At 67.2% G+C, this 23,763-nt stretch carries 18 protein-coding genes; 8 read left to right on the top strand and 10 right to left on the bottom strand.

The features are described from left to right. Positions 1-48 precede the first annotated feature (48 nt). Positions 49-975, bottom strand: coding sequence for a bifunctional methylenetetrahydrofolate dehydrogenase/methenyltetrahydrofolate cyclohydrolase FolD (folD, locus tag ACR9FL_RS11135; RefSeq protein WP_436355621.1), 927 nt, complete (start codon positions 973-975; stop codon positions 49-51). Positions 976-1,068: 93 nt separating this feature from the next. On the opposite strand from folD, the gene ACR9FL_RS11130 reads away from it, so the two are divergent. The 3 genes from ACR9FL_RS11130 to ACR9FL_RS11120 all read left to right on the top strand — a co-directional run bounded on the left by ACR9FL_RS11130 (position 1,069) and on the right by ACR9FL_RS11120 (position 4,779). After that, positions 1,069-2,904 (top strand): PPC domain-containing protein, encoded by a 1,836-nt coding sequence (locus tag ACR9FL_RS11130; protein WP_436355620.1) that lies wholly within the window; start codon positions 1,069-1,071, stop codon positions 2,902-2,904. 18 nt (positions 2,905-2,922) lie between these two features. Then, positions 2,923-3,954 carry a type 2 isopentenyl-diphosphate Delta-isomerase gene (gene fni / locus ACR9FL_RS11125; RefSeq protein WP_436355619.1) on the top strand — a complete coding sequence of 344 codons (1,032 nt, stop codon included), beginning with the start codon at positions 2,923-2,925 and terminating at the stop codon, positions 3,952-3,954. 63 nt (positions 3,955-4,017) lie between these two features. Further along, the gene (locus ACR9FL_RS11120) at positions 4,018-4,779 is read left to right on the top strand and encodes a peptidase (protein WP_296175435.1); all 762 of its coding nucleotides are present in this window, start codon (positions 4,018-4,020) and stop codon (positions 4,777-4,779) included. On the opposite strand, the gene ACR9FL_RS11115 is transcribed toward ACR9FL_RS11120, so the two are convergent. From ACR9FL_RS11115 to hutU, 3 genes are all read right to left on the bottom strand, one after another. Further along, positions 4,763-5,251, bottom strand: a complete 489-nt coding sequence (locus ACR9FL_RS11115) for a hypothetical protein (protein ID WP_436355618.1) — start codon at positions 5,249-5,251, stop codon at positions 4,763-4,765. The two genes, ACR9FL_RS11120 and ACR9FL_RS11115, sit on opposite strands and share 17 nt — an antisense overlap. 95 nt (positions 5,252-5,346) lie before the next feature. Beyond that, positions 5,347-6,876, bottom strand: a complete 1,530-nt coding sequence (hutH, locus tag ACR9FL_RS11110) for a histidine ammonia-lyase (protein ID WP_436355617.1) — start codon at positions 6,874-6,876, stop codon at positions 5,347-5,349. Positions 6,877-7,037: 161 nt separating this feature from the next. Further along, entirely contained in the window at positions 7,038-8,702 is a 1,665-nt protein-coding gene (gene hutU / locus ACR9FL_RS11105) for a urocanate hydratase (RefSeq protein ID WP_436355616.1), read from the bottom strand. 83 nt (positions 8,703-8,785) lie between these two features. Between hutU and ACR9FL_RS11100 the strand changes: the two genes are divergently transcribed. The 5 genes from ACR9FL_RS11100 to ACR9FL_RS11080 all read left to right on the top strand — a co-directional run bounded on the left by ACR9FL_RS11100 (position 8,786) and on the right by ACR9FL_RS11080 (position 16,954). Beyond that, positions 8,786-9,484, top strand: a complete 699-nt coding sequence (locus ACR9FL_RS11100) for a UTRA domain-containing protein (protein WP_436355615.1) — start codon at positions 8,786-8,788, stop codon at positions 9,482-9,484. A gap of 5 nt (positions 9,485-9,489) precedes the next feature. Then, positions 9,490-10,380: an agmatinase family protein gene (locus ACR9FL_RS11095; protein WP_436355614.1), complete on the top strand. Its 891-nt coding sequence runs from the start codon at positions 9,490-9,492 to the stop codon at positions 10,378-10,380. 199 nt (positions 10,381-10,579) lie between these two features. Then, positions 10,580-11,794 carry an imidazolonepropionase gene (hutI, locus tag ACR9FL_RS11090; protein ID WP_436355613.1) on the top strand — a complete coding sequence of 405 codons (1,215 nt, stop codon included), beginning with the start codon at positions 10,580-10,582 and terminating at the stop codon, positions 11,792-11,794. Between the two features lie 57 nt (positions 11,795-11,851). Further along, a complete protein-coding gene (locus tag ACR9FL_RS11085) occupies positions 11,852-15,331 on the top strand; it encodes a class I SAM-dependent DNA methyltransferase (RefSeq protein WP_436355612.1) in 3,480 nt (1,159 codons plus the stop codon). A 36-nt stretch (positions 15,332-15,367) separates the two neighbouring features. Next, on the top strand, positions 15,368-16,954 hold the full coding sequence (locus tag ACR9FL_RS11080; RefSeq protein ID WP_436355611.1) for a phytoene desaturase family protein: 1,587 nt from the start codon (positions 15,368-15,370) through the stop codon (positions 16,952-16,954). Here the strand turns inward: ACR9FL_RS11080 and ACR9FL_RS11075 are convergent. From ACR9FL_RS11075 to ACR9FL_RS11050, 6 genes are all read right to left on the bottom strand, one after another. Then, positions 16,941-17,318 (bottom strand): response regulator, encoded by a 378-nt coding sequence (locus tag ACR9FL_RS11075; RefSeq protein ID WP_296175153.1) that lies wholly within the window; start codon positions 17,316-17,318, stop codon positions 16,941-16,943. The genes ACR9FL_RS11080 and ACR9FL_RS11075 overlap by 14 nt on opposite strands. Further along, a complete protein-coding gene (locus ACR9FL_RS11070; RefSeq protein ID WP_296175152.1) occupies positions 17,315-18,826 on the bottom strand; it encodes a sensor histidine kinase in 1,512 nt (503 codons plus the stop codon). Before ACR9FL_RS11070 ends, ACR9FL_RS11075 begins: the two co-directional genes overlap by 4 nt. 131 nt (positions 18,827-18,957) lie before the next feature. Next, entirely contained in the window at positions 18,958-20,100 is a 1,143-nt protein-coding gene (locus ACR9FL_RS11065; RefSeq protein ID WP_436355610.1) for an endo-1,4-beta-xylanase, read from the bottom strand. Positions 20,101-20,295: 195 nt separating this feature from the next. Then, complete coding sequence (bcsS, locus tag ACR9FL_RS11060) at positions 20,296-21,021, bottom strand: cellulose biosynthesis protein BcsS (protein WP_436355609.1); 726 nt, start codon at positions 21,019-21,021, stop codon at positions 20,296-20,298. A gap of 93 nt (positions 21,022-21,114) precedes the next feature. Then, entirely contained in the window at positions 21,115-22,251 is a 1,137-nt protein-coding gene (locus ACR9FL_RS11055) for an NAD-dependent epimerase/dehydratase family protein (RefSeq protein ID WP_436355608.1), read from the bottom strand. Between the two features lie 12 nt (positions 22,252-22,263). Next, positions 22,264-23,706: a glycosyltransferase family 2 protein gene (locus ACR9FL_RS11050; protein ID WP_436355607.1), complete on the bottom strand. Its 1,443-nt coding sequence runs from the start codon at positions 23,704-23,706 to the stop codon at positions 22,264-22,266. Between the last annotated feature and the right edge of the window lie 57 nt (positions 23,707-23,763).

The raw sequence follows: 23,763 nt of genomic DNA, 5'->3' as shown, positions 1-23,763 counted from the left end.
CGCTTCAAGGCTGGATTTTTGACAACAATCTCCCTCGAGGGGGAGGGCTTAGGCCTGGTTCAGGTCTTCCGGCTCCACGCCCGCCGCGCGGCAGGCGGCGGTGTAGGTGTTGGCCAGCAGGCAGGCGATGGTCATGGGGCCGACGCCGCCGGGGACCGGGGTGATGCGCCCGGCGACCTCGACCGCTTCGTTGAAGTCCACGTCGCCGACCACGCGGGTCTTGCCCTCGGCCGCCTTGACCGGATCGCGCGACGGGACGCGGTTGATGCCCACGTCGATGACGGTGGCGCCGGGCTTGATCCAGTCGCCCTTGATCATCTCGGGACGGCCGACGGCGGCTACCAGAATGTCGGCCGTGCGGCACAGGGCGGGCAGGTCGCGGGTGCGCGAGTGGGCGATGGTGACGGTGCAGCTTTCGCCCAGCAGCAGTTGCGCCATCGGCTTGCCGACGATGTTGGAGCGGCCGACGATGACGGCGTTCAGCCCCGACAGGTCGCCGAGTTGGTCCTTGAGCATCATCAGGCTGCCCAGGGGGGTGCAGGGGATCATGCCCGGCAGGCCGACGGCGAGACGCCCGACGTTGACCACGTGGAAGCCGTCCACGTCCTTGTCCGGGTCGATGGCGCCCAGGACGGCGGCCGAATCAATGTGCTTGGGCAGAGGTAGTTGCACCAGGATGCCGTGGATGCCCGCGTCGGCGTTCAGCGCGGCGATCAGGGCCAGAAGTTCGGCCTGCGTGGTCGTGTCGGGCAGGCGGTGGGTGTCCGAGCGCATCCCGGCCTTCAGCGTCGTCTCGCCCTTGTTGCGGACATAGAGCTGGCTGGCGGGGTCCTCGCCGACGATGACCACGGCCAGGCCAGGCTTGACGCCGTGGGCCGCTTCCAGCCGCGCGGCGGCGGCGGCGACGCGCTCGACCAGGGTCTGCGAGAAGGCCTTGCCGTCGATGAGAGAGGCGCGTGCGGGTTCGTCAGCCATAATCGGCTCCATTCGTCGGGAACTGGAAAGCGTGGCCGCGATTTACAGCCGCTGCGGTTCGGCGTCTATGATAGCGCCAGCAAAGAGGTTTTCATGCGTCATTCTCAGTTCGCGGCCCTGTTCGGGGCGGTCAGCGTTATCGCCCTGCTGTCGTCCGGCTCCGTTTCCGCCCAGACCGCGACCGACATCCGCATAGGCGCCGAGGTTCGCGGACGGCTGGAGGAGGGCGACGCCCGCACGCGCGGAAACGAGGCCTATCGCTATGACGACTATCGCGTTCAGCTCCGCGCTGGCCAGCGGCTGCAGGCTGAACTGCGCAGCAGCGACTTCGACGCCTATCTGGCGGTCTATGCCGAAGGCCGCACCACGGGCGAGCCGCTCGCGTCCGACGATGACGGCGCCGGAAGTGGCATGAACGCCCGCCTGCGCTTCACGCCCGAGACGGACGGCGTCTATATCGTCCGCGCGCGCCCCTATTCCGGTCTGGAGACCGGCGCCTACACCCTGGCGCTCAGCGAGCGCGTGGCCCCGCGCCAGCCGCGTCCCGGCCGCATCTCGGTCGGCGACTACGCCAACGGCCGTCTGACCAGCGGCGACGCCGAGGACGAAGACGGCAAGACCTTCGACGCCTACGCCTTCCGGGCCAACGCCGGGGATCGGGTGGCGATCCTGCTGGAATCCGACGACTTCGATCCTCTGGTCCGTGTCGGACGCATGGTCGGCGGCTCCTTCGTGCAGGCGGCCCAGAACGACGACGGCGACGGCAAGGGGCTGAACTCCTACCTCGTCTTCACCGCGCCTCAGGCCGGCGAATACGTCATCCAGACGACTTCGGTCAGCGGCGACAGCGAGGGCGACTACCGTCTGACGCTGGAGCAGGGCCCCCCGGCGCCCGAGGCGCGCAGCATCGCGATCGGCGATGAGGTCAGCGGTCGGTTGAACGAAGACAGTCCCAAGAGCGATTCTGGCTCCTCTGCCGACCTCTACCGCTTCACCGGCCGCGCCGGTCAGCGCGTGGCCATCAGCCTGAAGGCCGACGATTTCGACAGCTATCTCGAGCTGTTCGACGTCAATCACAACAGCCTGGCCACCGACGACGACAGCGGCGGCGAACTGAACGCCCGGCTGACCTTCGTCCTGCCCGAGGACGGCGACTATCTGATCGAGGCGCGCGGCTTCTCGGACGCTTCGGGCAGCTATGATCTGAAGGTCGAGGAGGTGGCGCCGCCGCCGCCGCCGACCGCGCTCAGCTTTGGCCAGACGGTTCAGGGCGAGTTGAAGCAGGGGGGGGCGATCGATGACGAAGGCCGCCTCTATGACGGTTACGCCTTTAGCGGGACGGAGGGGCAGCGCGTTCAGGCCATCATGCGCTCGGGCGATTTCGACGCCCTGCTGCAGGTCAGCAAGGCGGGCGAGGAGTTCGAGGAACTGGCCTCGGACGATGACGGCCTGCGTCAGGGCACGGACGCGCGCCTGACCTTCACCCTGCCGGAAGACGGCGACTATGTTCTTCGCGCCCTGCCTTATTCGAGCAGCGGCAAGGGGCTGTATTCGCTGGAGTTCGCGGACCGTGGGCCCGAGCCGGGTCCGGGCAGTCTGCTAGTCGGCTCGACCGCGCGCGGTAGCCTGTCCGAAGCCGACGCCATGGATGACGACGGGATTTCCTTTGACGCCTACATCTTCAAGGCCAAGGCGGACGAGAAGCTGCGCTTCACCATGATTTCCGCCGCTTTCGACGCCGTGGTCGAGGTGGGCGAGGACAAGGACGGCGATTTCCGCAGCCTGGAAGAGGACGACGACAGCCTGTCGGACACCCATGCCCGTCTCGACTGGACCGCGCCACGCGACGGGACCTATGTGGTGCGCGCCCGCAGCTTCGCCGCGGCCTCGACCGGCGACTATGTGCTGACGGTCGAGCGCCAGCCCTGACGGCTGGGGGAGGGCGCGATGAGCGACGACCTGATCCTGGGCCGCAAGGACCAGCACCTCGATGTAGTGCTGTCCGGCGGCGGGCGTCACGCCCGGTCGTCGGGCTTCGACGACTGGCGCTTCGTGCATGAAGCCTTGCCGGATCTGGACCACGCCAAGATCGACCTGGGGGCTGACTTTCTCGGTCGGCGCCTTCAGGCCCCCCTGTTGATCAGCGCCATGACCGGCGGCCCGGCGCGCGCCGAGGCGATCAACGCCCGTCTGGCCGAGGCGGCCCAGCATCTGGGCATCGCCCTGGCGGTCGGATCGCAGCGCGCGGCCATCGAAGGCGGGGCCAGCGGCGGGCTGGATCGCGCCTTGCGTGACCGAGCGCCCGACACGCCGATACTGGCCAATATCGGCGCGGCTCAGCTGACGCGCGGTTTCGGCGTCGAGCAGGCCAAACGGGCGCTGGACATGATCGGGGCCGACGCCCTGGTGGTGCATCTGAACCCTCTGCAGGAAGCCTGTCAGCCCGAGGGCGACCGCGACTGGTGGGGTGTCGGCGCCGCGCTTCAGGCCCTGATCCGTGATCTGGACGCGCCGGTCATCGTCAAGGAGACGGGGGCGGGCATATCGGCCGTCACCGCCCAGCGTCTGATCGCCATGGGGGCGGCGGGCGTGGACGTGGCTGGAGCGGGCGGGGCCAACTGGGGCCTGATCGAGGGCGAGCGTGCGACCGATCCGGCGGACAAGGCCCACGCCGCCGCTTTCGCCGCCTGGGGCATCCCCAGCGCCCGCGCCATCGCCGAGGCCCGAAACGCTCTGCCTGAGGCTCTGATCATCGGCTCGGGCGGCGTTCGCGACGGGGTCGATGTGGCCAAGGCCGTCCGCCTAGGCGCCGATGTGGTCGGCATGGCCTCCGGCGTCATTCAGGCCGCTACTGAATCCACCGAGTCTGTGGTCGCCCACTTCCAGACGGTGATCCGGCAACTGCGCACCGTCTGCTTTTGCACCAATGCCGCCAGCGTGGCGGCCTTGAAACGTGTTCCCTTGCTAAGTGTAAAATAAATCAACTGTTTAGGCGCTCGGTTTAGGGCGCTGGTTCGGAACATCCACGGAGACTCCCCCTCTATGCGCACCCTTCTGATGACAACGGTCCTGGCCTCGACCCTGGCGGTCGCCGGCGCCGCCTCGGCCCAGAGCAGCATCCGCCCCGGCCAGACCATCCAGGGCAATTTCACCGCTAAGGACGCCCGTATGGGCGATGGTTCGCACTACCGTTGCTACGTCATCCAGACCAACCCGGACGAGGCCTATACGGTCACGCTCAGCTCGTCTGACTTCGACACCTTCCTGTCGGCCGGGGCGGGCGCGGACTGCGACGACACCTCGGTGTCCAACGACGACGGCCCCGACATGGGCACCAATTCGCAGGTGCGCTTCGCCTCCAGCGGGGGGCTGTGGATCATCAAGGCCAATACCCTGAGCGAGGGCGAGACCGGCCGATATGAGCTGCGTGTCTCGGCGGGCGAGCGCATCCGTCCGACCACCCAGGTCCTGCCCATCGCCGTCGGTGAAAGCCGTTCGGGCCGTCTGGAGTTCAGCGACCGCCGCGCTGACGACGGTTCCTTCTATGACTGCTACGCCCTGACCATTGCGCGCGCGGGCAGCGTCGCCGTCCGTCTCGATTCCGGCGACTTCGACGCCTACCTGGGCCTCTATGAAGGGCCTCAGTGCGACGGCGACTCTCTCGCCACCGACGACGACAGCGGCGGCGGCACCAGCGCTCAGATCGTGCAGACCCTGCGTCCGGGGACCTATTCGATCCGCGCCAATACGCTCGGGGCGTCGGAAGAAGGCGACTACACCCTCAGCGTCACCTCGCGCCGTTGATGTCGGCGGCGGCCTCGGTCGGATCGATCGGGGCCGTCTCCGCGACCGCTTCCGGCAAGGGGCGGTCGAAGCCGAAACTGTAGTCGTCGGGCTCCAGCCGCACGACCCGCGGCGCGGGCGGCGGCATCGGCTCCCCAATCACGATGAGGGGCGGCGAGGGCAGAGGCGGCGTCGGCTCCAGCCAGGCGCTGTCCAACGCCATCTCGTCGGCTCCCAGGGGCGCGGGCGGCAGCAACCGTTCCGGATCATGCTCATAGCCGTCGCTAAGCTCGCCCACCGCCAGGATGGGGCTGGGGGCTAACTCCGGTTCGACCGGGGCCACCACCTCCACATGGATTGAAGGGCCGTCAGCCGCCGGGCCGTGGGCGATCGACGTCGAGCGCCACAGCATCCAGCCGCCGCCGATCATGGCCGCGAGGCCTATCGCCGCGATTGTCGCCGTCGTCGCCTTCATCGTCATCCGCCTGTTCATGACGTGTCCTGCTGTGAAGCGCATGAATGGCCGATGCGGTTCACCCGTTGCAGGAAGAGTAGGGGAGGAACAGCTTCCTCCCCCTTGCGGCACGATCAGACCGAGGGCAGCAGGTCGCGGGCAAAGGCGCGGTAACGACCGGCCCGCACCCCGTCCGTCGCCCGCGCGATGTCAGGCGCGAAATAGCGGTCCTGATCATAGGCCGGGGCCGCCTCGCGCACGATGGCGTAGGTCTGCTCCAGTTCCGGCGACGAGGTCAGCGGACGACGGAAGTCGATGCCCTGCGCCGCGGCCAGCAGTTCGATGCCGACCACGGTCGCCGTATTGGCGGCCATGTCCAGCAGGCGACGCGCGCCGTGGGTGGCCATCGAGACGTGGTCCTCCTGATTGGCGCTGGTCGGCACGGTGTCGATGACACAGGGATGGGCGACCATGCGGTTCTCGGCCACCAGAGCCGCCGCGGTCACCTGGGCGATCATGAAGCCCGAGTTGACGCCGCTGTCCTTGACCAGGAAGGCGGGCAGGTCGGTCATCTTGGGGTCGACCAGGATGGAGGTGCGGCGCTCACTGATATTGCCGATCTCGCACAGGACCATGGCGATCTGATCCGCTGCATAAGCAACGGGTTCCGCGTGGAAGTTGCCGCCCGAGATGACATCGCCGTCTTCGATGAATACCAGCGGATTGTCGGTCACGGCGTTGGCTTCACGCTCCAGCATGGCGGCGGCGTTGCGCAGCACATCCAGCGTCGCGCCCATGACCTGCGGCTGGCAGCGCAGCGAGTAGGGGTCCTGCACCTTGGCGCAGTCGTGGCGGTGGCTGTCGCGGATGGCGCTGCCGGTCAGCAGTTCGCGCAGACGACGGGCCACGTCGATCTGACCGGGCTGGCCGCGCAGGGCGTGGATGCGGTGATCGAACGGCGCGTCCGAACCCAGCAGGGCGTCGACCGACAGGGCGCCGGCGGCGACGGCGGCGGCGAAGACGTCCTCGGTCGCGAACAGACCGGCCAGGGCCAGGGCCGTCGAGCACTGGGTGCCGTTCAGCAGGGCCAGACCCTCCTTGGGACCCAGAACGACCGGCTTCAGCCCGGCCTTGGCCAGGGCGGTCACGGCATCCAAGGTCTGACCCTGATAGCGGGCCTCGCCGACGCCGATCAGGACGCAGGACATGTGGGCCAGCGGCGCCAGATCGCCCGAGGCGCCGACCGAGCCCTTGGACGGAATCAGCGGCAGGACCTCGGCGTTGACCATGCCGATCAGGGTCTCCAGCGTGTGCCGCCGAACGCCGGATGCGCCCTTCGACAGGCTGGCGATCTTCAGCACCATCAGCAGGCGGGTGACGTTCTCGTTCAGTGGTTCGCTAACGCCGCAGGCGTGGCTGAGCACTAGGTTTTTCTGAAGAGTTTCAAGATCTTCCGGCGCAATGCTGGTGTTGGCCAGCAGGCCGAAGCCGGTGTTGATGCCATAGACCGTGCGGCCCTCGGCCAGGATGGCGGCGACGACCGCCGCCCCCTTTTCAACATTGGCCCAGGCGGCGGGCGTGAGTTCGACCTGAACGGGTCCGTTCAGGGCTTGGCGCAACTGATTAAGAGTCAGCGGCTCTTGGCCGATAAGGATCTTCGTCATTTCTTCTTCTCCTCCCTTCCCCTCGAGGGGGAAGGGCCGGGGATGGGGTGTAGGCAGTTCGCCTGAAATCAGAGCGCAGGAGGCGGCGCCTCTAGAGCCATTCAAGGAAAGGGCGGAGGTTGCACCCCCACCCAACCCTCCCCCCTCGAGGGGGAGGGCTCTTAGGTCAGGCTCGGCAGATTGAGGCCGTGTTCGCGCGCGGCGTCCTTGGCGATGTCGTATCCGGCGTCGGCGTGGCGCATGACGCCGGTGGCCGGGTCGTTCCACAGGACGCGCTCCAGCCGCTTGGCCGCTTCCGGCGTGCCGTCGGCGACGATGACGACGCCAGAGTGCTGGCTATAGCCCATGCCGACCCCGCCGCCGTGGTGCAGAGACACCCACGAAGCGCCCGACGCCGTGTTCAGCAGGGCGTTCAGCAGGGGCCAGTCGGACACGGCGTCCGAGCCGTCCATCATGGCCTCCGTCTCGCGGTTCGGGCTGGCGACGGAGCCGCTGTCCAGATGGTCACGGCCGATGACGATGGGGGCGCTCAGTTCGCCCGAGGCCACCATTTCGTTGAACATCAGGCCCGCGCGGTGACGGTCGCCCAGACCGATCCAGCAGATGCGCGCCGGCAGGCCCTGGAAGGCGATGCGCTCGCCCGCCATGTGCAGCCAGCGGTGCAGGCCGGCGTTGTCCGGGAAGAGCTTCTTCATCGCCTCATCCGTCTTGCGGATGTCCTCTGGATCACCCGACAGGGCGGCCCAGCGGAACGGGCCGATGCCGCGGCAGAACAGAGGGCGGATATAGGCGGGCACGAAGCCGGGGAAGTCGAAGGCGTTGCTCACGCCCTGATCGAAGGCGACCTGACGGATGTTGTTGCCATAGTCGGTGGTGGGAACGCCCATGGCGTGGAAGTCCAGCATGGCCTGAACGTGGACGGCCATGGATTTCCGAGCGGCGGCCTCGACGGCGGCGGGGTCGCTGACGCGCTTTTCTTCCCACTCGGCGACGGTCCAGCCCGAGGGCAGGTAGCCGTTGACGGGGTCGTGGGCGCTGGTCTGATCCGTCACCAAATCGGGGCGGACGCCGCGCTTGACCATTTCAGGCAGAAGGTCAGCCACGTTGCCCAAGAGACCGATCGACAAGGGTTTTTTGTCCTTGAACGACTGCTCCAGCAGGGCCAGGGCCTCGTCCAGGGTCTCGGCCATGACGTCGACATAGCGGGTGCGCAGGCGGAACTCGATGCGGCTGCGCTGGCACTCGATGGTGATGCACGACGCCCCGGCCATGGTCGCGGCCAGCGGTTGCGCGCCGCCCATGCCGCCGAGGCCCGCCGTCAGGATCCACTTGCCCGACCAGTCGCCGCCATAGTGCTGGCGACCCGCCTCCATGAAGGTCTCATAGGTGCCCTGAACGATGCCCTGGGTGCCGATGTAGATCCACGACCCGGCGGTCATCTGGCCGTACATGGCCAGGCCCTTCTTATCCAGTTCGTTGAAATGCTCCCAGGTCGCCCACTTGGGCACCAGGTTGGAGTTGGCGATCAGGACGCGCGGGGCGTCTTCGTGGGTGCGGAAGACGCCGACCGGCTTGCCCGACTGGACCAGCAGGGTCTCGTCGGCTTCCAGCTTCTGCAGTTGCTCGACGATGGTGTCGAAGGCCTGCCAGTTGCGGGCCGCCTTGCCGATGCCGCCATAGACGACCAGGTCTTCGGGGCGCTCGGCCACCTCGGGGTCGAGGTTGTTCATCAGCATCCGCATGGCCGCCTCGGCGGCCCAGGTTTTGGCGGTTTTCTCAGACCCGTGCGGGCTGCGAATGATGCGGGTGTTGGGCGTGGCGCTCATCGATTCCTCCATGCGGCGTCTGCCGTCGTTCGGGGGGAGTGTTATGTCTAGACATTATTGCGCGCAAGAGGCAGTTTCGATTCATGGATCAGGAACCGCTTCATCGACGGATCGCCGGCGACATCGAGCGCCGCATCGCCTCGGGCGAGTGGCGGCCCGGTTTCCGCATCCCGACCGAGGCCGAGCTGATGGCCGAATACGGCTGCGCCCGCATGACGGTGTCGCGCGCCATGACCGACCTGTCGGCGCGGGCCCTGGTGGTGCGACGTCGCCGCGCCGGGACGGTCGTGGCCCACCCGCCGGTGCATTCGTCGGCTCTGGTCGCCATCCCCGATATCCAGTCCGAGGTCGAGGGCAGGGGACTGGCCTATGCCCACCGCCTGTTGGGCCGCATCGTCCGCCCCGCGCGCGCCGATGAAGGTCTGGGCGAGCGGGTGATCGAGCTGGAGACCCTGCATCTGGCCGACGACCTGCCCTTCGTCTTTGAGCGCCGCCTGATCTCGCTGAGCGCCGCGCCCGAGGCCGAGGCCGCCGACTTCACCGCCCAGCCGCCCGGCGGCTGGCTTCTGGCCCACATGCCCTGGACCGAGGCCGAGCATCGCATCTCCGCCGTCGGCGCTGATCCCGAGACCGCGACCCATCTGGGTCTGGCCGACGGCGCAGCTTGTCTGCGGCTGGAGCGCCGGACCTGGCGCGACGGTCAGGGCGTGACCTGGGCGTGGCAGACCTTCCCCGGCGCGGCCTATGATCTGGTCGCGCGTTTCTCGCCCACCAAAGGATGACCCCGATGAGCCAACCGTCTGAAGCCCTGGGCTGGCGTTCCGTCGGCGATCTGGTGGGGAACCATCCCGACGCCCCCGTTGCGCTGATCGGCGCGCCGCTGAACGAGCGGTCGCTGACGCCGGGTCGCTGCGACCTCGGCCCCAAAGCCCTGCGCGGCGTCCTGCCGCGCCTGTCCACCTATGACGTCGAGACGGGGCTCGAACTGGATGTGCTGGTGCACGACGCGGGCGATGTGGCGCTGAAGGCCGTCTCGCCGTTTGACGCCTTCGAGCCGGTGCGCGACGCGGTCGCGGCTCAGGCCCACCGCGCCCTGACCATCCTTGTCGGCGGCAACAACGCCATCACCCGGCCGGGCGTTCATGCCCTCGGGTTGGAGCGCGTCGGCGTCCTGACGCTGGACGCCCATTTCGACCTGCGCGACACGGATCAGGGCCTGACCAACGGCAATCCGATTCAGGCCCTGCTGGACGATGGGCTAGACGGCCATCGGATCAGCCAGGTGGGCCTCGCCCCCTTCGCCAATACCCGCCGCGCCCATGAAAAGGCCGAGGCGGCGGGCATCAGCGTCCGCACCGCCCGCGAGTGCCGCCAGCGCGGTTTGACGACTGTGGTGGTCGAGGAGTTGGAGCGCCTGTCGTCCCTGTGCGAGGTCATCTACGTCGACTTCGACATCGACGTCATCGACCGCAGCCAGTGGCCCGCCAGCCCCGGCGCCCGCCCCGGCGGGGTCTCGGTCCACGACTTCTTCGACGCCGCCCGAGCGATTGGCGCTCATCCCAAGGTCGGCGCCGTCGACCTGACCGAATACGACCCCTCGCTGGAAGTCGGCGACCTCAGCTCCCTGACCGCCGGGCGCTGGTTCTGCGAAATCCTGAGCGGCGTGGCTGCGCGATGATCTCCCCTTCCTGCTCCCTTCCCCCTCGAGGGGGGAAGGGCCGGGGATGGGGGTGGAGCCACCTCGTCGGCCATTCGAGCTCGGGAGGCGGTGTGGCTGTCGGCGTCTCCTGCGTCGTGTTTGAAAGCGCCTGCATGCACCCCCTCCCAACCCTCCCCCTCGAGGGGGGAGGGCTTTCTGTTTTTGACTGGAACGTTCGATGATCCTCGCTGACCGCCTCATCACCGACTGCCACGTCGCCGCCATGACCGAGGGCGGCGCCCCCTATGGCGCGATCGAGGACGCCGCCATTCTGACCAAGGACGGGCGCATCGCCTGGGTCGGGCCGCGCGCCGACATGCCTGTGCACAAGGCTGTGGAAACCGATGCCTTAAGCGGCCGCTGGGTCACGCCGGGTCTGATCGATTGCCACACCCATCTGGTCTTCGGCGGCGACCGCTCAGGCGAGTTCGAGCGGCGGCTGGAGGGCGCGACCTATGAAGAGATCGCTCGGGCCGGGGGCGGCATCGTCTCCTCGGTCAAGGCGACCCGCGAGGCGAGCGAGGACGAGCTCTACGCCTCGGCCTGCAAGCGTCTGGAGGGGCTGAAGGCCACGGGCGTGACCACGGTCGAGATCAAGTCCGGCTATGGTCTGGACCACGACAGCGAACTGAAGATGCTGCGCGTCGCCCGCCGCATCGGGAAGGACGCCGGGGTGCGGGTCCGCACCTCCTACCTGGGCCTGCACGCCGTCCCGCCGGAGCATAAGGCCGACCGCACGGCCTATGTGGACAAGGCTGTGGATCAAATCCTGCCCGCCGCCCACGCCGAGGGGCTGGTCGACGCCGTGGACGCCTATTGCGAGCCCATCGCCTTCACCACGGACGAGGTCGCCCGCCTGTTCGACAAGGCTGAGGCTCTGGGGCTGCCGGTCAAGCTGCACGCCGACCAGTTGTCGGACGGCGGCGGCGCGGCGCTTGCCGCCCGCTATCACGCCCTGTCCGCCGATCACATCGAGCACACGACCGAGCCGGGCGTTCAGGCCATGGCCGAGGCGGGCGTGGTGGCGGTCCTTCTGCCCGGCGCCTTCCTGATGCTCCGCGAAACGAAAGCCCCGCCCGTCGCCCTGCTGCGCCAGCACGGCGTTCGCATGGCGGTGGCCACCGACTGCAACCCCGGCACCTCGCCCGTCGCCTCGATGACGGCGGCGCTGAACCTGGCCTGCGTCCAGTTCCGCCTGACCCCGGAAGAAGCCATCGCCGGCGCCACCCGCCAAGCCGCCCGCGCCCTGGGCTTGCAGGACGAGGTCGGAACCGTGGAAGCCAGCAAGGCCGCCGACCTCGCCGTCTGGGACATCACCCGCCCCGCCGAGCTCTGCTACTGGCTGGGCGCGCCCCTGCTGCATCGACGCTACCTCGGTGGTGAAATCATCTAAAAGTTGCATTTCATAGTTATCCTAATCTAGGGTTGTTGGCGGGGAGGCCGACAATCCATGGATGCAGACGACTTCATTCGCCGCTGGTCCGAGGCGCCGATCAGCGAGCGCGCCCACTATCAAACCTTCATCGCCCAGTTGTGCCGCTTGATCGGCGTCGCGGCGCCGGATGACGAGCGGACCGGCGATCTCGACTACTGTTTCGAGCGCCCGGTGAAGTTTCTGCACGAGGACGGGGGCAGCCACCCCGGCTACATCGACTGCTACCGGCGCGGCGCCTTCGTGCTGGAGGCCAAGCAGTCGGGCAAGCGCGGGGCGGGCGGGGCACTGGACCCGCAGCCTCAGCTGGCCTTGTTCGGCGGCAAGGGTCGCAAGGTCGCGCCGCTGTCGTCCAGCACGCTGGAAACCCTGATGCGCAACGCCAAGCGCCAGGCCGAGAACTACGCCAAGGCCCTCGACGAATGGCCGCCCTTCATTGTCGTCGTGGATGTGGGACGGGCCATCGAGCTGTGGTCCGACTTTGGGCGGCAGGGCAAGGCCTATGTCCCTTTCCCCGACCGCGCCCGCCATCGCATCGAAATGGCGGATCTGCGCGATGAGGCTGTGCGTGATCGGCTAAGGCGTGTCTGGTCCGATCCGCTGAGCCTGGACCCGGCCGCCCGCGTGGCCGAGGTCACGACCGACATCGCCGCCCGCCTGGCCTGGCTGGTGCGTTCTATCGGCGGACGCGTCGCCATCGGCGCGGATGGACGCCCGGACCCGGTCGCCAAGGCGGCGCGAGCCAATCAGACGGCTCTGTTCGTCATGCAGTGCATCTTCGCCATGTTCGCTGACAGCGTGGGCCTGATCGAGGACAAGGGCTTCCGGCGCTTTCTGGAAAGCTATCGCGGCCACGCCGACCAGTTTCATCTGGGCGCGGGCGACTTCTTCCGGCGCATGGACGAGGGCGGGCACTGCTCGGCCATCCGCCAAACCCTGCGTCGGTTCAACGGCGGCCTGTTCCGCCATGTCGCCGCCCTGCCGATCACCGAGGATGAACTGGAGGCTCTGATAGCCGCTGCCCAGCGCGACTGGGCCTCGGTCGAGCCGGCCATCTTCGGCGCCCTGCTGGAACAGGCCCTGGCCCCGGACGAGCGCGCGGAACTGGGCGCCCACTATACGCCGCGCATCTATGTGGAGCGGCTGGTTGAGCCGACGCTGATGGAGCCCTTGCGCGCCGACTGGGAGGCCGCTGAGGCTAGCGCCATTGGCCTGTTCATGGCCGGCGACCACAAGGGGGCGCGCCAGATGGTGCGTCGGTTCCATCATGACCTGTGTCATGTCCGCGTGCTGGACCCGGCCTGCGGCACCGGTAACTTCCTCTATGTCGCCATGGGGATGATGAAGGAGTTGGAAGGCGAGGTCCTGGCGGTCCTGTCCGAGATGGGCGAGGCGCAAGGCTCGCTGGCTCTGGACGGACACACGGTCAGCCCAGAACAGTTCTGGGGGCTGGAGAAGAACGCCTACGCCGCCTGGATCGCCGAGATGGTGATGTGGATTGGCTATCTGCAATGGCATTTCCGCGTCTATGGCGACGCCAAACCGTCCGAGCCGATCCTGCGCAATTTCGAGAAGATACGGCAAACCGACGCCCTGCTGTCCTGGTCGCGCGAGGAGTTGGTGCGCGACGCCGTGGGGCGGCCGATCACGCGCGCCCGGCTGCGGCGCAAGGACGGCGACGCGCCCGTTCTGTTTCCGGTGGTCGAGGAGCGTGAGGTGGTCCGCTTGATCGACCCGCGTCCGACGCCGTGGCCGGACGTTCACTTCATCATCGGCAACCCGCCCTTCATCGGCGGCAAGGACCTGAGGCGCGAACTGGGCGACGGCTATGTCGACGCCCTGTGGCAGGTCCGGCAGGGGCGGTTCCGGTCCGCCGATCTGGTTACGGCCTGGTGGGACCGGGCGGCGGACATCCTGACGGCCAAGGGGTCGAATCTGCGCCGCTTCGGCTTCATCACCACCAACTCGATCACCCAGACCTTTTCCCGACGGGTGCTGGAACATCACCTGAAGGGCGAGCCGCCGATGCGGCTGGTCTTCGCCGTGCCGGATCACCCCTGGATCAAGGGCGGCGACAGCGCCGCCGTCCGCATCGCCATGACGGTGGCCGAGCGCGGCGAGCCGGACGGGCAGGGGCGGCTGCTAAGCGTGGTGTCCGAGGCGGGGCTGCATACCGACGCGCCGGAGATTGTCTTCAGCGAGGAGCGGGGGACGATCTCGGCGGACCTGTCGGTCAATGCGCCAGTGTCTGACGCCGTGCCGCTGAAAGCCAACGCCGCCTTGGCCATGCGGGGGGTGCAACTGATGGGCGCGGGCTTCATCGTCGCGCCGGATCGGGCGGCGGCCCTGCTGTCGGCGTCAGAGCCGGAAGCGGCCTTGCCCATCCGCGCCTATCGCAACGGCCGTGATCTGGCGGATCGTCCCCGCGGGGTGAAGGTCATCGACCTGTTCGGCTGGGAGGAGGCCGAGGTGCGACGGCGGCACCCGGCCATCTTTCAGCACGTTCTGGAAACGGTGAAGCCCGAACGGGATCGCAACAATCGGGCCTCCTATCGTGACAACTGGTGGATCTTTGGCGAACCGCGCCGCGAGTTGCGTCCGGCGCTGGAGGGGCTGCGCCGCTACATCGCCACGGTCGAGACGGCCAAGCATCGGTGGTTCCGGTTCCTCGACGCGGACATCTTGCCCGACAACAAGCTGGTTGTGATCGCCAGCGACGACGCGGCCATTCTGGGCGTCCTGTCGTCGCGCCTGCATCAGCAGTGGTTCGTGGCCAATTCGGCGCGGATCGGCGTCTATGACGGCGACGCCGTCTATGTGAAGGGGGCCTGTTTCGACGCCTTTCCCTTTCCTGATCTGTCAGGCCGAGCCGGCGCCGAGATCGCTGTCCTGGCGGATGAGATCGACGGGCTGAGGGCCAGGGTCATTGCGCAGCACGGCTTCCTCTCGATGACCGGCCTCTACAACGCGCGGGTCCGGTTGGCCGCAGGTGCTGCTCTGTGCGAGGCCGATCGCGCGGTCCATGATGCTGGCTGTATCGGTCTGCTGGATCACCTGCATCAGCGGCTGGATGGGGCGGTCCTGTCCGCCTATGGCTGGCCTGCAAACCTGCCGGCACAGGAAGCCGTGGCGCGCTTGGTGGCTTTGAATCGTGAGCGCGCCAACGAGGAGGCGCGTGGCGAGGTGCGCTTCCTGCGTCCAGACTTCCAGCTGGGTCGGGTCAAGACTTCGCACCGTCCTGTTCAGGTCGAGGCGAACCTGGACGTCGCCGCCAAGCTGCCGTCCTTGCCGGATGCGCCGGGGCCGATGGCTTCGGCCCTCTTGCATGCGCTTAGGCAGGAAGGCGTCCCGGTCAACCCGCGTGATCTGGCGGCGCGCTTCGGCGGGCGCCGAGGTCGGCGCATGGAGGATCGCATCGAACAGACCCTGGCGGTCCTGGCCGTGGCCGGGTCGGTGCAGCGCACGGACACGGGCTGGTTCACGCCACGTCGCGTCTGATGTTAGCGTCGGCTTCTGGAATCGGGGGCGGGCGGCATGGCGCAATCACAGACGGACGTCGTCATTCTGGGGGGCGGCCATAACGGTCTGGTCTGCGCCTTCTATCTGGCGCGGGCCGGGCTGAAGGTCACGGTGCTGGAGCGGCGCGGCGTCGTCGGCGGAGCGGCGGTGACCGAGGAGTTCCATCCCGGTTTCCGCAACTCGACCGCCAGCTACACCGTCAGCCTGCTGAACCCGCGCGTCATCGCCGAAATGGAGCTGGCGCGCCACGGCCTGCGCGTGGTCGAGCGTCGCGCGGCCAACTTCCTGCCCTTTGATGACGGCCGCTATCTGCTGACCTGCGAGGGGCGGACCCAGGCCGAGGTGGCCAAGTTCTCGGTCCGAGACGCCGAACGCCTGCCTGACTATGAGGCGCGGCTGGAGGCGGTCGCCGCCATCCTGCGCGACCTGATCCTGACCCCCCCGCCGAACGTGGTTGAGGGCGGCTGGCTGGCGGCCCTGCCGGAGATGCTGAAGGCGGCGTCGCTGGGGCGGCGCGTCTCGGGGCTGGGCCTGGCCGCACAGCGTGACCTGCTGGACCTGTTCGCCAAGTCGGCGGGCGACTGGCTGGACGGCTGGTTCGAGAGCGATCCGATCAAGGCCCTGTTCGGCTTCGACAGCGTCGTCGGCAACTACGCCAGCCCCTATACCCCCGGCTCGGCCTATGTCCTGCTGCACCACGTCTTCGGCGAGGTGAACGGCAAGAAGGGCGCCTGGGGCCACGCCATCGGCGGCATGGGGGCGATTACTCATGCCATGGCCGCCGCCTGCGCAGAGCAGGGCGTCGATATCCGGCTGGACGCGCCGGTCGCCGAGGTGCTGACGGAAAAGGGCAGGGCGGTTGGGGCCGTGACCGAGGCGGGCGACGTGATCCGCGCCCGCGCTGTCGTCTCCAACCTGCACCCGCGCCTGTTGTTCGACCGCTTGGTCGATCCGGCCGTGGTCCCGGCGGACTTCACCGAGCGGATGAGCCGCTACGCTTCCGGCTCCGGCACCTTCCGCATGAATGTCGCCCTGTCGGAACTGCCGCGCTTCACCGCCCTGCCGGGGGCGGGCGACCACCTGACAGCCGGTATCATCATCGCGCCGACGCTCGCCTATATGGACCGCGCCCACGCCGAGGCGCGCCTGAACGGCTGGTCGTCAAAGCCCATCGTCGAGATGCTGATCCCCTCGACCCTGGACGACAGCCTAGCCCCCGCGGGCCAGCACGTCGCCAGCCTGTTCTGCCAGCACGTCGCGCCCGATCTGGCGGACGAGCATCGGGACACGGTGGCCGACCTGATGATCGCGACGGTCGAAGCCCATGCGCCGGGCTTCAAGGCCTCGGTGGTCGGGCGGTTGGCCCTGGGACCGCGTGATCTGGAGCGGCGCTTCGGCCTGGTCGGCGGCGACATCTTCCACGGGCGGCTGACGCTGGATCAGCTGTTCAGCGCCCGACCGGTGCTGGGCCACGCCGATCACCGGATGCCGGTTCCCGGGCTCTATCTTTGCGGCTCTGGCGCCCATCCCGGCGGTGGGGTGACGGGCGCGCCGGGCCACAATGCGGCGCGCGCCGTGCTGAAGGACATCAAGCCAGGCTGATGTTCAGCGCCTTCATCAGGGCGTCGCGGATGGCGCGGTCGGTAAAAGGTTTCTGGATTGTGGGGTTGCCGCGCCAGTGCTCGGGCAGACCGGCCTCGCCATAACCCGTGGAGAATACGAAGGGCACGCCGCGCGCCTTCAAGGCCTCGGCGACCGGAAAGACCTCGCGGCCGGCGACATTGACATCCAGCAGGGCGGCATCCAGCGACGCCTCCGTCGTGGCGGCGACCAAGCCGTCGTCGATATTGGATTCCGGCCCGACCACGGCGCAGCCCATGTCCTCGAGAATGGTCTCCAGCAACATGGCCACCAGGGACTCGTCTTCGATCACCAGCACGCGACGGCCCTGCAAAGCGTTGGTCATGCGGCTTCCTTGTTCAGCGGAATGGTGATTTCGGCGGTGAAGCCGTCATCGCGGTAGTGCATCTGGACGGTGCCCGCCAGATCGTGCCGCACATTCCGTTCGATCAAACGGCTGCCGAAGCCCCGACGTTCCGGCTGCGCTACAGATGGGCCTCCGGTCTCACGCCAGACGATGCCGAGGTGCGGATCATTCAGGTCGGCCACGGACCAGTCGACCAGCACGCGCCCGTCGCCGGGTGACAGGGCGCCATACTTGGCGGCGTTGGTGGCCAACTCGTGGAAGATCATGCCCAAGGACACGGCCATGGCCGGGTCCAACGCTACGTTTGGGCCGTTCAGGGTCAGCCGGTGCAGGCCGTGGGCCGTGGTTTCGTGCTCCAGCACCTCGCGCAGGTCGGCGCCTTCCCAATGGCTGCGGGTCAGCAGGTCATGGGTGTGCGACAGCGACAGGATGCGCGACTGGAAGGTTTCGGCGAAGGAGCGCGGGTCCTCGTGCGAGCGCGCCGTCTGCATGGCGATGGACTGGACCGTGGCCAGGGTGTTCTTCACCCGGTGGTTCAACTCGTCGATCATCAACTTCTGACGCTCGGCGGCCAGAACGGTGTCGGTGACGTCATGCCCCTGGACGAAGACGCCGACGATCTCTCCGCCGTCGTTGCGGATCGGCTGGTAGATGAAGTTGAGATAGCGGGTCGCCAGCAGGCCGTTGGGCGTCTGCTGCAACTGCACGGGACTCTGGCGTCCCTGGAAGGGCTCGCCCGTCGCCAGGACCTCGTCGAGGAAGTCGTAATAGCCCTGACCCGCCAGCTCAGGCAGGGCCTCGCGAATGGGTTTGCCGATCACATCGCGGCGACCGATCAACTGGCCATAGGCGCCGTTGTGAAGCTGGATGACATGCTGCGGGCCGTTCAGGACGGCGACGAAGCCCGGCGTCTGCATGAACATGTCCAGCAGTTGCCGTCGTTCTGTCTCCAGCCGACGATTGTCCGCCTGAACGCTCATGGCGCGACGGAACATGCCGCCGCCGATCAGGCTGTCCAGGGCCGAGGAGTCGTCTTCCGGTCGCAGCCGACCGACCTGGCGACGCAGCCGTTCCAGTTCCGTGATGTCGCTGGTGTGTTGCAGGATATGGGTGACCTTACCGGACGCATCCTTGATTGGTGTGTGGGTGCAACTCCAGTAGCGGTCGTCATACAGGATCGAGCCGTCGTCCTGCTCGATCGGGATCGGGTAGTGGAGCACCGCCAGATTGTCCGGTTGCCCCGTCGTCAGGACCTTATCGAACGATGCGGCCAGTTGGCGGGCGTTTTCGGGCGCTTCCTCGCCCGGCCCGGCGTCGAAGGCCTGCATCACCGGCTGGCCCAGCAGATCCTCGCGGCGGCGATGGGTCACGTCCAGATAAGCCTGGTTCATTCCGGCATAGCGCAACTGCGCGTCCAGCAGCATGTAGGGGTTGGGCGAGGCGTCGAACGCTGCGACCAGATCGATTGTCTTGGCGAGTGTACGCAATCCCGTCCCCCAGCATTCATCGACCCTAACGCCGGCCACGCGCAAAGGGTGCGTGTTCCTGCCGCGAAAAATCAGGGAATGTCTAGCGGTGGCGCCTCATTGTGAAAACGAACGTTTTCTGCGGCGCCTCTTTAGGCGCTGGCGCCGAGGCTGTCCGCCAGGGTCCAATACATGGGCTTGGGGCTGTAGGCGTCGTCATAGGGCAGGCCCCGGTTGACGCCGCGGGCGGCCCTGACATGGCTGTCGACCTGTTCAGTCAGCCAGGAGAACTTGTCCGTCAGGCCCCAGGTCACGACGCCGCGCACCTCGGGGAAGGCCAGCATGACGTCGAGATAGCGCCGGGTCTCGTCGGCCACCTTCTGGTCGCGGGCGGCCGTCGTGTGGGCGGCGTCCGTTTCCTTGACGTCCAGTTCAGTCACGGTGATGTCCAGGCCCAGGTCGATCAGGGCCTTGGTCATGTCCTGCAGGCCGGCGGTGTCGAGCGGCCCCTTGGACAGGTCGAGGTGGGCCTGAACCCCGACGCCGTCCAGCGGGACGTCGGCGGCGCGCAGGCGACGGGCCAGGGCGACGAAGGCCTGCCGGCGCGCCTTGTCGACCGGGTTGCCGTATTCGAAGCCGTAGTCGTTGATGACCAGGTGGGCGTTGGGGGCGTGCGCCCGCGCCTCCTCCATCGCCCGCTCGATGTAGGTGGGTCCAAAGGCGCGGAAGAAGGTGTTGCGGCGCAGGTTGCGCGCGCCCGCCTCGGTGTCGATGGGTTCGTTGATCACGTCCCATTCCTCGATGCGCGAACCGTATCGGCCCAGCACGCGCGAGAAGTGTTCGGACATCAGCCGCCAGTCGCGCTGGCTCAGCATTTCGCGTTTGGCCCAATCGGGCGTGCTTTGGTCCCACAGCAGGGTATGGCCACGCACCCGCAGGCCGTTTTCATCGGAGAAGGTCAGAAGATCATCGACAGGGCTGAAGTTGAACTGCCCCTTGCGCCATTCCAGCGAGTTCCATTTCAGATGGATCTCGGGGGTCAGGACCTCGCAGTCGCGTAGCACGGCGGCGCGCAGGGCCTTGTCCTGACGCAGATGGTCGGCGCGGGCGGCGGCGCCGAAGTAGCGGCCGCCGCTGCGGGCGGCGCGGGACAGGGACGGGACGGAAGCGGATGCGTCGGGCAGGGCGGCGCCTTCCCCCTCGGGCCTCGCCCAGACCCCGTGGGGCGTAACGGACAGGGCCGGAACCAGCGCAAGGCCGGTCAATATGGACCGTCGTGACGGAAGCGTCAGCATACTGCGCTCAACCTTCTCAAGCTACGGAGAAGAACAAGCGCTATTCGTTAGGCCTCCGAAGATAATGCGGAGTTAACGATTGCTGATGGGTGATTTTAAGGCGGGAATGCAGTTGTCTTCGGGCTGCCTCTTAAGGTGAAGCTTGTGGGTGTTCTGTCGGCGGTTCGCCTGACGGGACTGCCGCTCGATCCAGAACTAGAAGCTGCGATAGAAGCCGACGCGGACATAGCCGTCGGAATCCCGGTCGTCCCCGTCGCTGAAGCCGGCTGAGATCTGGAACTCCGCCTGTTCGCCGACCTTCACGCCCAACACGGGGCCGATGCGGTAGGCGCTGTAGTTGGAATCGCCGTCGGCCCCGATCTCGAGGCCCGCGCGGACCCGGCCCGATGACCCGACCGTATGCGTCAGGCTGGCCTGCGCGTCGTAGTCGTCCAGTTGGAAGCCATAGGCGCCGTACCAGTCGACCCGCCAGGGGCCGGACACATGGCCGCCGTCCAGGCTGACCATCATCTCGCCCTGACCGCCGTCGCGGCGGTTGCCGGGGTCGCCGGGGCTGAGGTCGGTGTCGACGTAGCGATAGCCCAGGCCCACGCTGCCCCAGGTCGGACCTGAGCCGAAGCGATAGACAAGTTCCGCCTGGGCCCCGGTGAAGTCCGCGTCGATGGTGACCGGGCCATTCTGGTAGTCATAGCCGCCGGTATAGACCACGCCGCGCACGGCCCAGCCCTTGCCGTCGACCGGGCCGGGCAGGCCGACCGTGGCGCCGACGTAGGCGGAGTCCGCGACGTCCAGCTTGCCACCGGCGAAAACCGTCACGTCGCTCTGCGCCGCGGCGGTTCCGGCCCATCCGCTCGCGCCCAGCGCGATCAGGGCGGCGGCGAATGAGGTTTTCGATGCAAGGCGACGCGGTTGGTCGGTCATGAACATTCCCTAACGATAGTATCGATCGCGTCGCCTTGCCGGCGACGCCGAGGAAGGCGCTTCAGCTAAGCTGGATCATTTTGGTTAATACTTTCAGACGACCAGTTTTCCTCTCGCCAGTTCGGCCAGGCACTCAGCGCTGCGATCCACCGGCGCCTTGGTCCGCGACACCCAGGCGATCAGTTCCTCCATGCCGGTGTCCATGTCGCGTTCAGGCTTGAAGCCATAGGTGCGCTCGATCTTGGAGATGTCGCCGAAGCAATGCCGGATGTCGCCGACGCGGTATTTGTTGAGCACCTCGGGGGCGATGTTCTTGCCCAGCAGGCGGGCCAGAACCCCGGCGATCTCATTGACTGAGATCGGAGCGCCGCTGCCGACGTTGAACACGTCCCACGTCTCGCGGTCGCTATCCAGAACGGTGGTGAAGGCGCGGGCCACGTCCTGGACGTGGACGAAGTCACGCATCTGGCGGCCGTCTTCGAACACCAGCGGCGGTTGGTCGTTCAGCAGCCGCGATATGAAGATGGCGGCGACCCCGGTGTAGGGGTTGCTGAGCGCCTGGCGCGAGCCATAGGCGTTGAACAGGCGCAGCGCCACGGTGGGGATTTGCAGCGCCCGCCCGACCGAGAGGAACATCTCCTCATGGTCGCGCTTGTTGACCGCATAGATGGAGTTGGGCTGCAGCAGCTTGTCTTCCGCCGTGGGGACGGGTTCCAGTTCCTCGCCGTCGATCATGACCTCCCACTGGCGCGCCTCCAGTTGAGCATGGGGGCGGACATCGGCGGTGACGTGGGCGTGGGTCGAGGGGCGGACGTAGTCACCCTCGCCATAGATGGACATGGACGAAGCGACGGCGATGCGCTGAACCTTATGCGGTTTCTGCGACAGCACCTCCAGCATGACGGCGGCGGCCATGACGTTGTTGCGCGTATAGTCGACGATATTGGTCATGCTCTGGCCGACCCCGACCGAGGCGGCCAGGTGGGCCAGGTGGGTCACGCCGTCCAGCGCGGCCTCGAACACGCCTTCGTCCAGGATGTCGCCCCTGATGCGGCGCGCGCGCGGGTCGAGGTAGATGGGCCAGCCGTCGGCATCCATTTCCCCGTCGCCGTGAACCTGGGGCGACAGGCTGTCGAGGATGCTGACGCGATAGCCGCGCGCCAGCATGGCGTCGACCAGATGGGAGCCGATGAAACCGGCGCCGCCCGTGATCAGAATATGCTTGTCCATGACCGCATCCGCTCAATGGTCGTGACGGAGGACGCCGTACTGATCCAGTTTGGACCGCACGAGCGTATTGTTGGCGTCGATCTTCTCGGTGCGTTGCCAGACCTGACCACTGTCCTTCAGATATATGACGAAGCCCAGCGTCAGCGGAATGATCCAGACGCACCACCAGATCATGACGAAGACCGGATTGACCATCAGCATGTAGCCGATGCGATCGGTGGTGCGCTCCAGCACCAGTCCGGTGCGCGTCCAGGTCCGCATGTAGAGGCCGACGATCAGCATGGTGAAGGCGATGATGTTGAACACCGACAGCACCACCAGCCACATGGGCAGGGCGTTGTCGCCGGTGAAGAACCGCCAGGCCGCCCAGATACCCAGGGGGATGCCCAGGGTGTTCACCCACAGCGACATGCAGGGCAGGAAGTTCATCCAGGCGCGGACGCGTTCGCCGAAGGTGAAATCCATTTCCTTGAGCGGCGAACCCAGGCTCTGGAAGAAGCCGGCGACCCAGCGCTTCCGTTGCGTGACGCCTTCTCCGAAGGTCTCGGGCACTTCTTCGATCAGCGAACTGTCGATGATGCCCAGAGTCTTGCCGTTCTTCCAGAACCGCTCGCCGACCTCAGGGTCCTCGATGGTGATCCAGGGGTGGAAGCCGCCCAGGGCGACCAGGTCGTCGACCTTGAAGAATAGTCCCTTGCCCAGCACCCAGAAGGGCTGTTTCGGGTCCGACAGGTGGCCGTATTTGGCGCCGTCCCAGGTCATGTGGTCGAAGGCGTGGAAGGCGGCGGCCAGGCTGGCGTTCAGGTTGCCGGCGACGTTGCGAGCCTGAAGCACGTCATACTTCTGCAGGCCGATGGCGGCGGCCTTGAAGTGGTCGGCCGGGGGGCAACTGTCGGCGTCGATGTAATCGATCGTCAGATTGGTCTTGTCGCGATGCGTTTCGGCGACCTGATACAGGGCGTAGATCAACTGCCGCGTCTTCTTGGGCGGCAGGTCCTTGGACCCGGCGCGCTTGCCCTTGTGCCACCAATAGGCCTTGGGGTTGGCGTCCCAGGCGTTCCAGACCACGTCCCAGCGCGGGTCGGTGGTGGCGGGCACCTCCAGGATCTCGACGAAGGGAAAGGCCTGCGTCAGCCGTTGCAGGCTGGCGATGGTCTCGGCGTCGTTGGCGTTGGGAATGGCCACGACCCGATAGCGGCTGCGCGGATAGTCGAGCTTGGCCAAGGAGGTGAAGGTCGTCTCCATCGTCCGCTCAAGTTCGCGCAGGACCGGATAGAGCAGGACGATGAAGGGCAGTTCGGCCTCTGTCGCGGGCAGGGGGTCGTCCATGTCCACGCTGTTCACCTTGAGGGTGCGGAAATACATCTCCAGCATGAAGCAGCCCAGGTAGAGAATCTGGGATATGGCGAACAGCCACACGAGAAGGGTTGGAAGGCCGCTGTCGTAGGTTTGCATCGAATGTCCCGCCCAGAATATCCGTGTTAAGTCGTCGTCTTACATTCGTCTTCTGTC

It is taken from the genome of Brevundimonas sp. CEF1 (genome assembly GCF_051353055.1).
Classification (GTDB): domain Bacteria; phylum Pseudomonadota; class Alphaproteobacteria; order Caulobacterales; family Caulobacteraceae; genus Brevundimonas.
The sequence above is the reverse complement of the archived record's forward strand: the minus strand, read 5'-3'. Positions and strand labels throughout refer to the sequence as shown.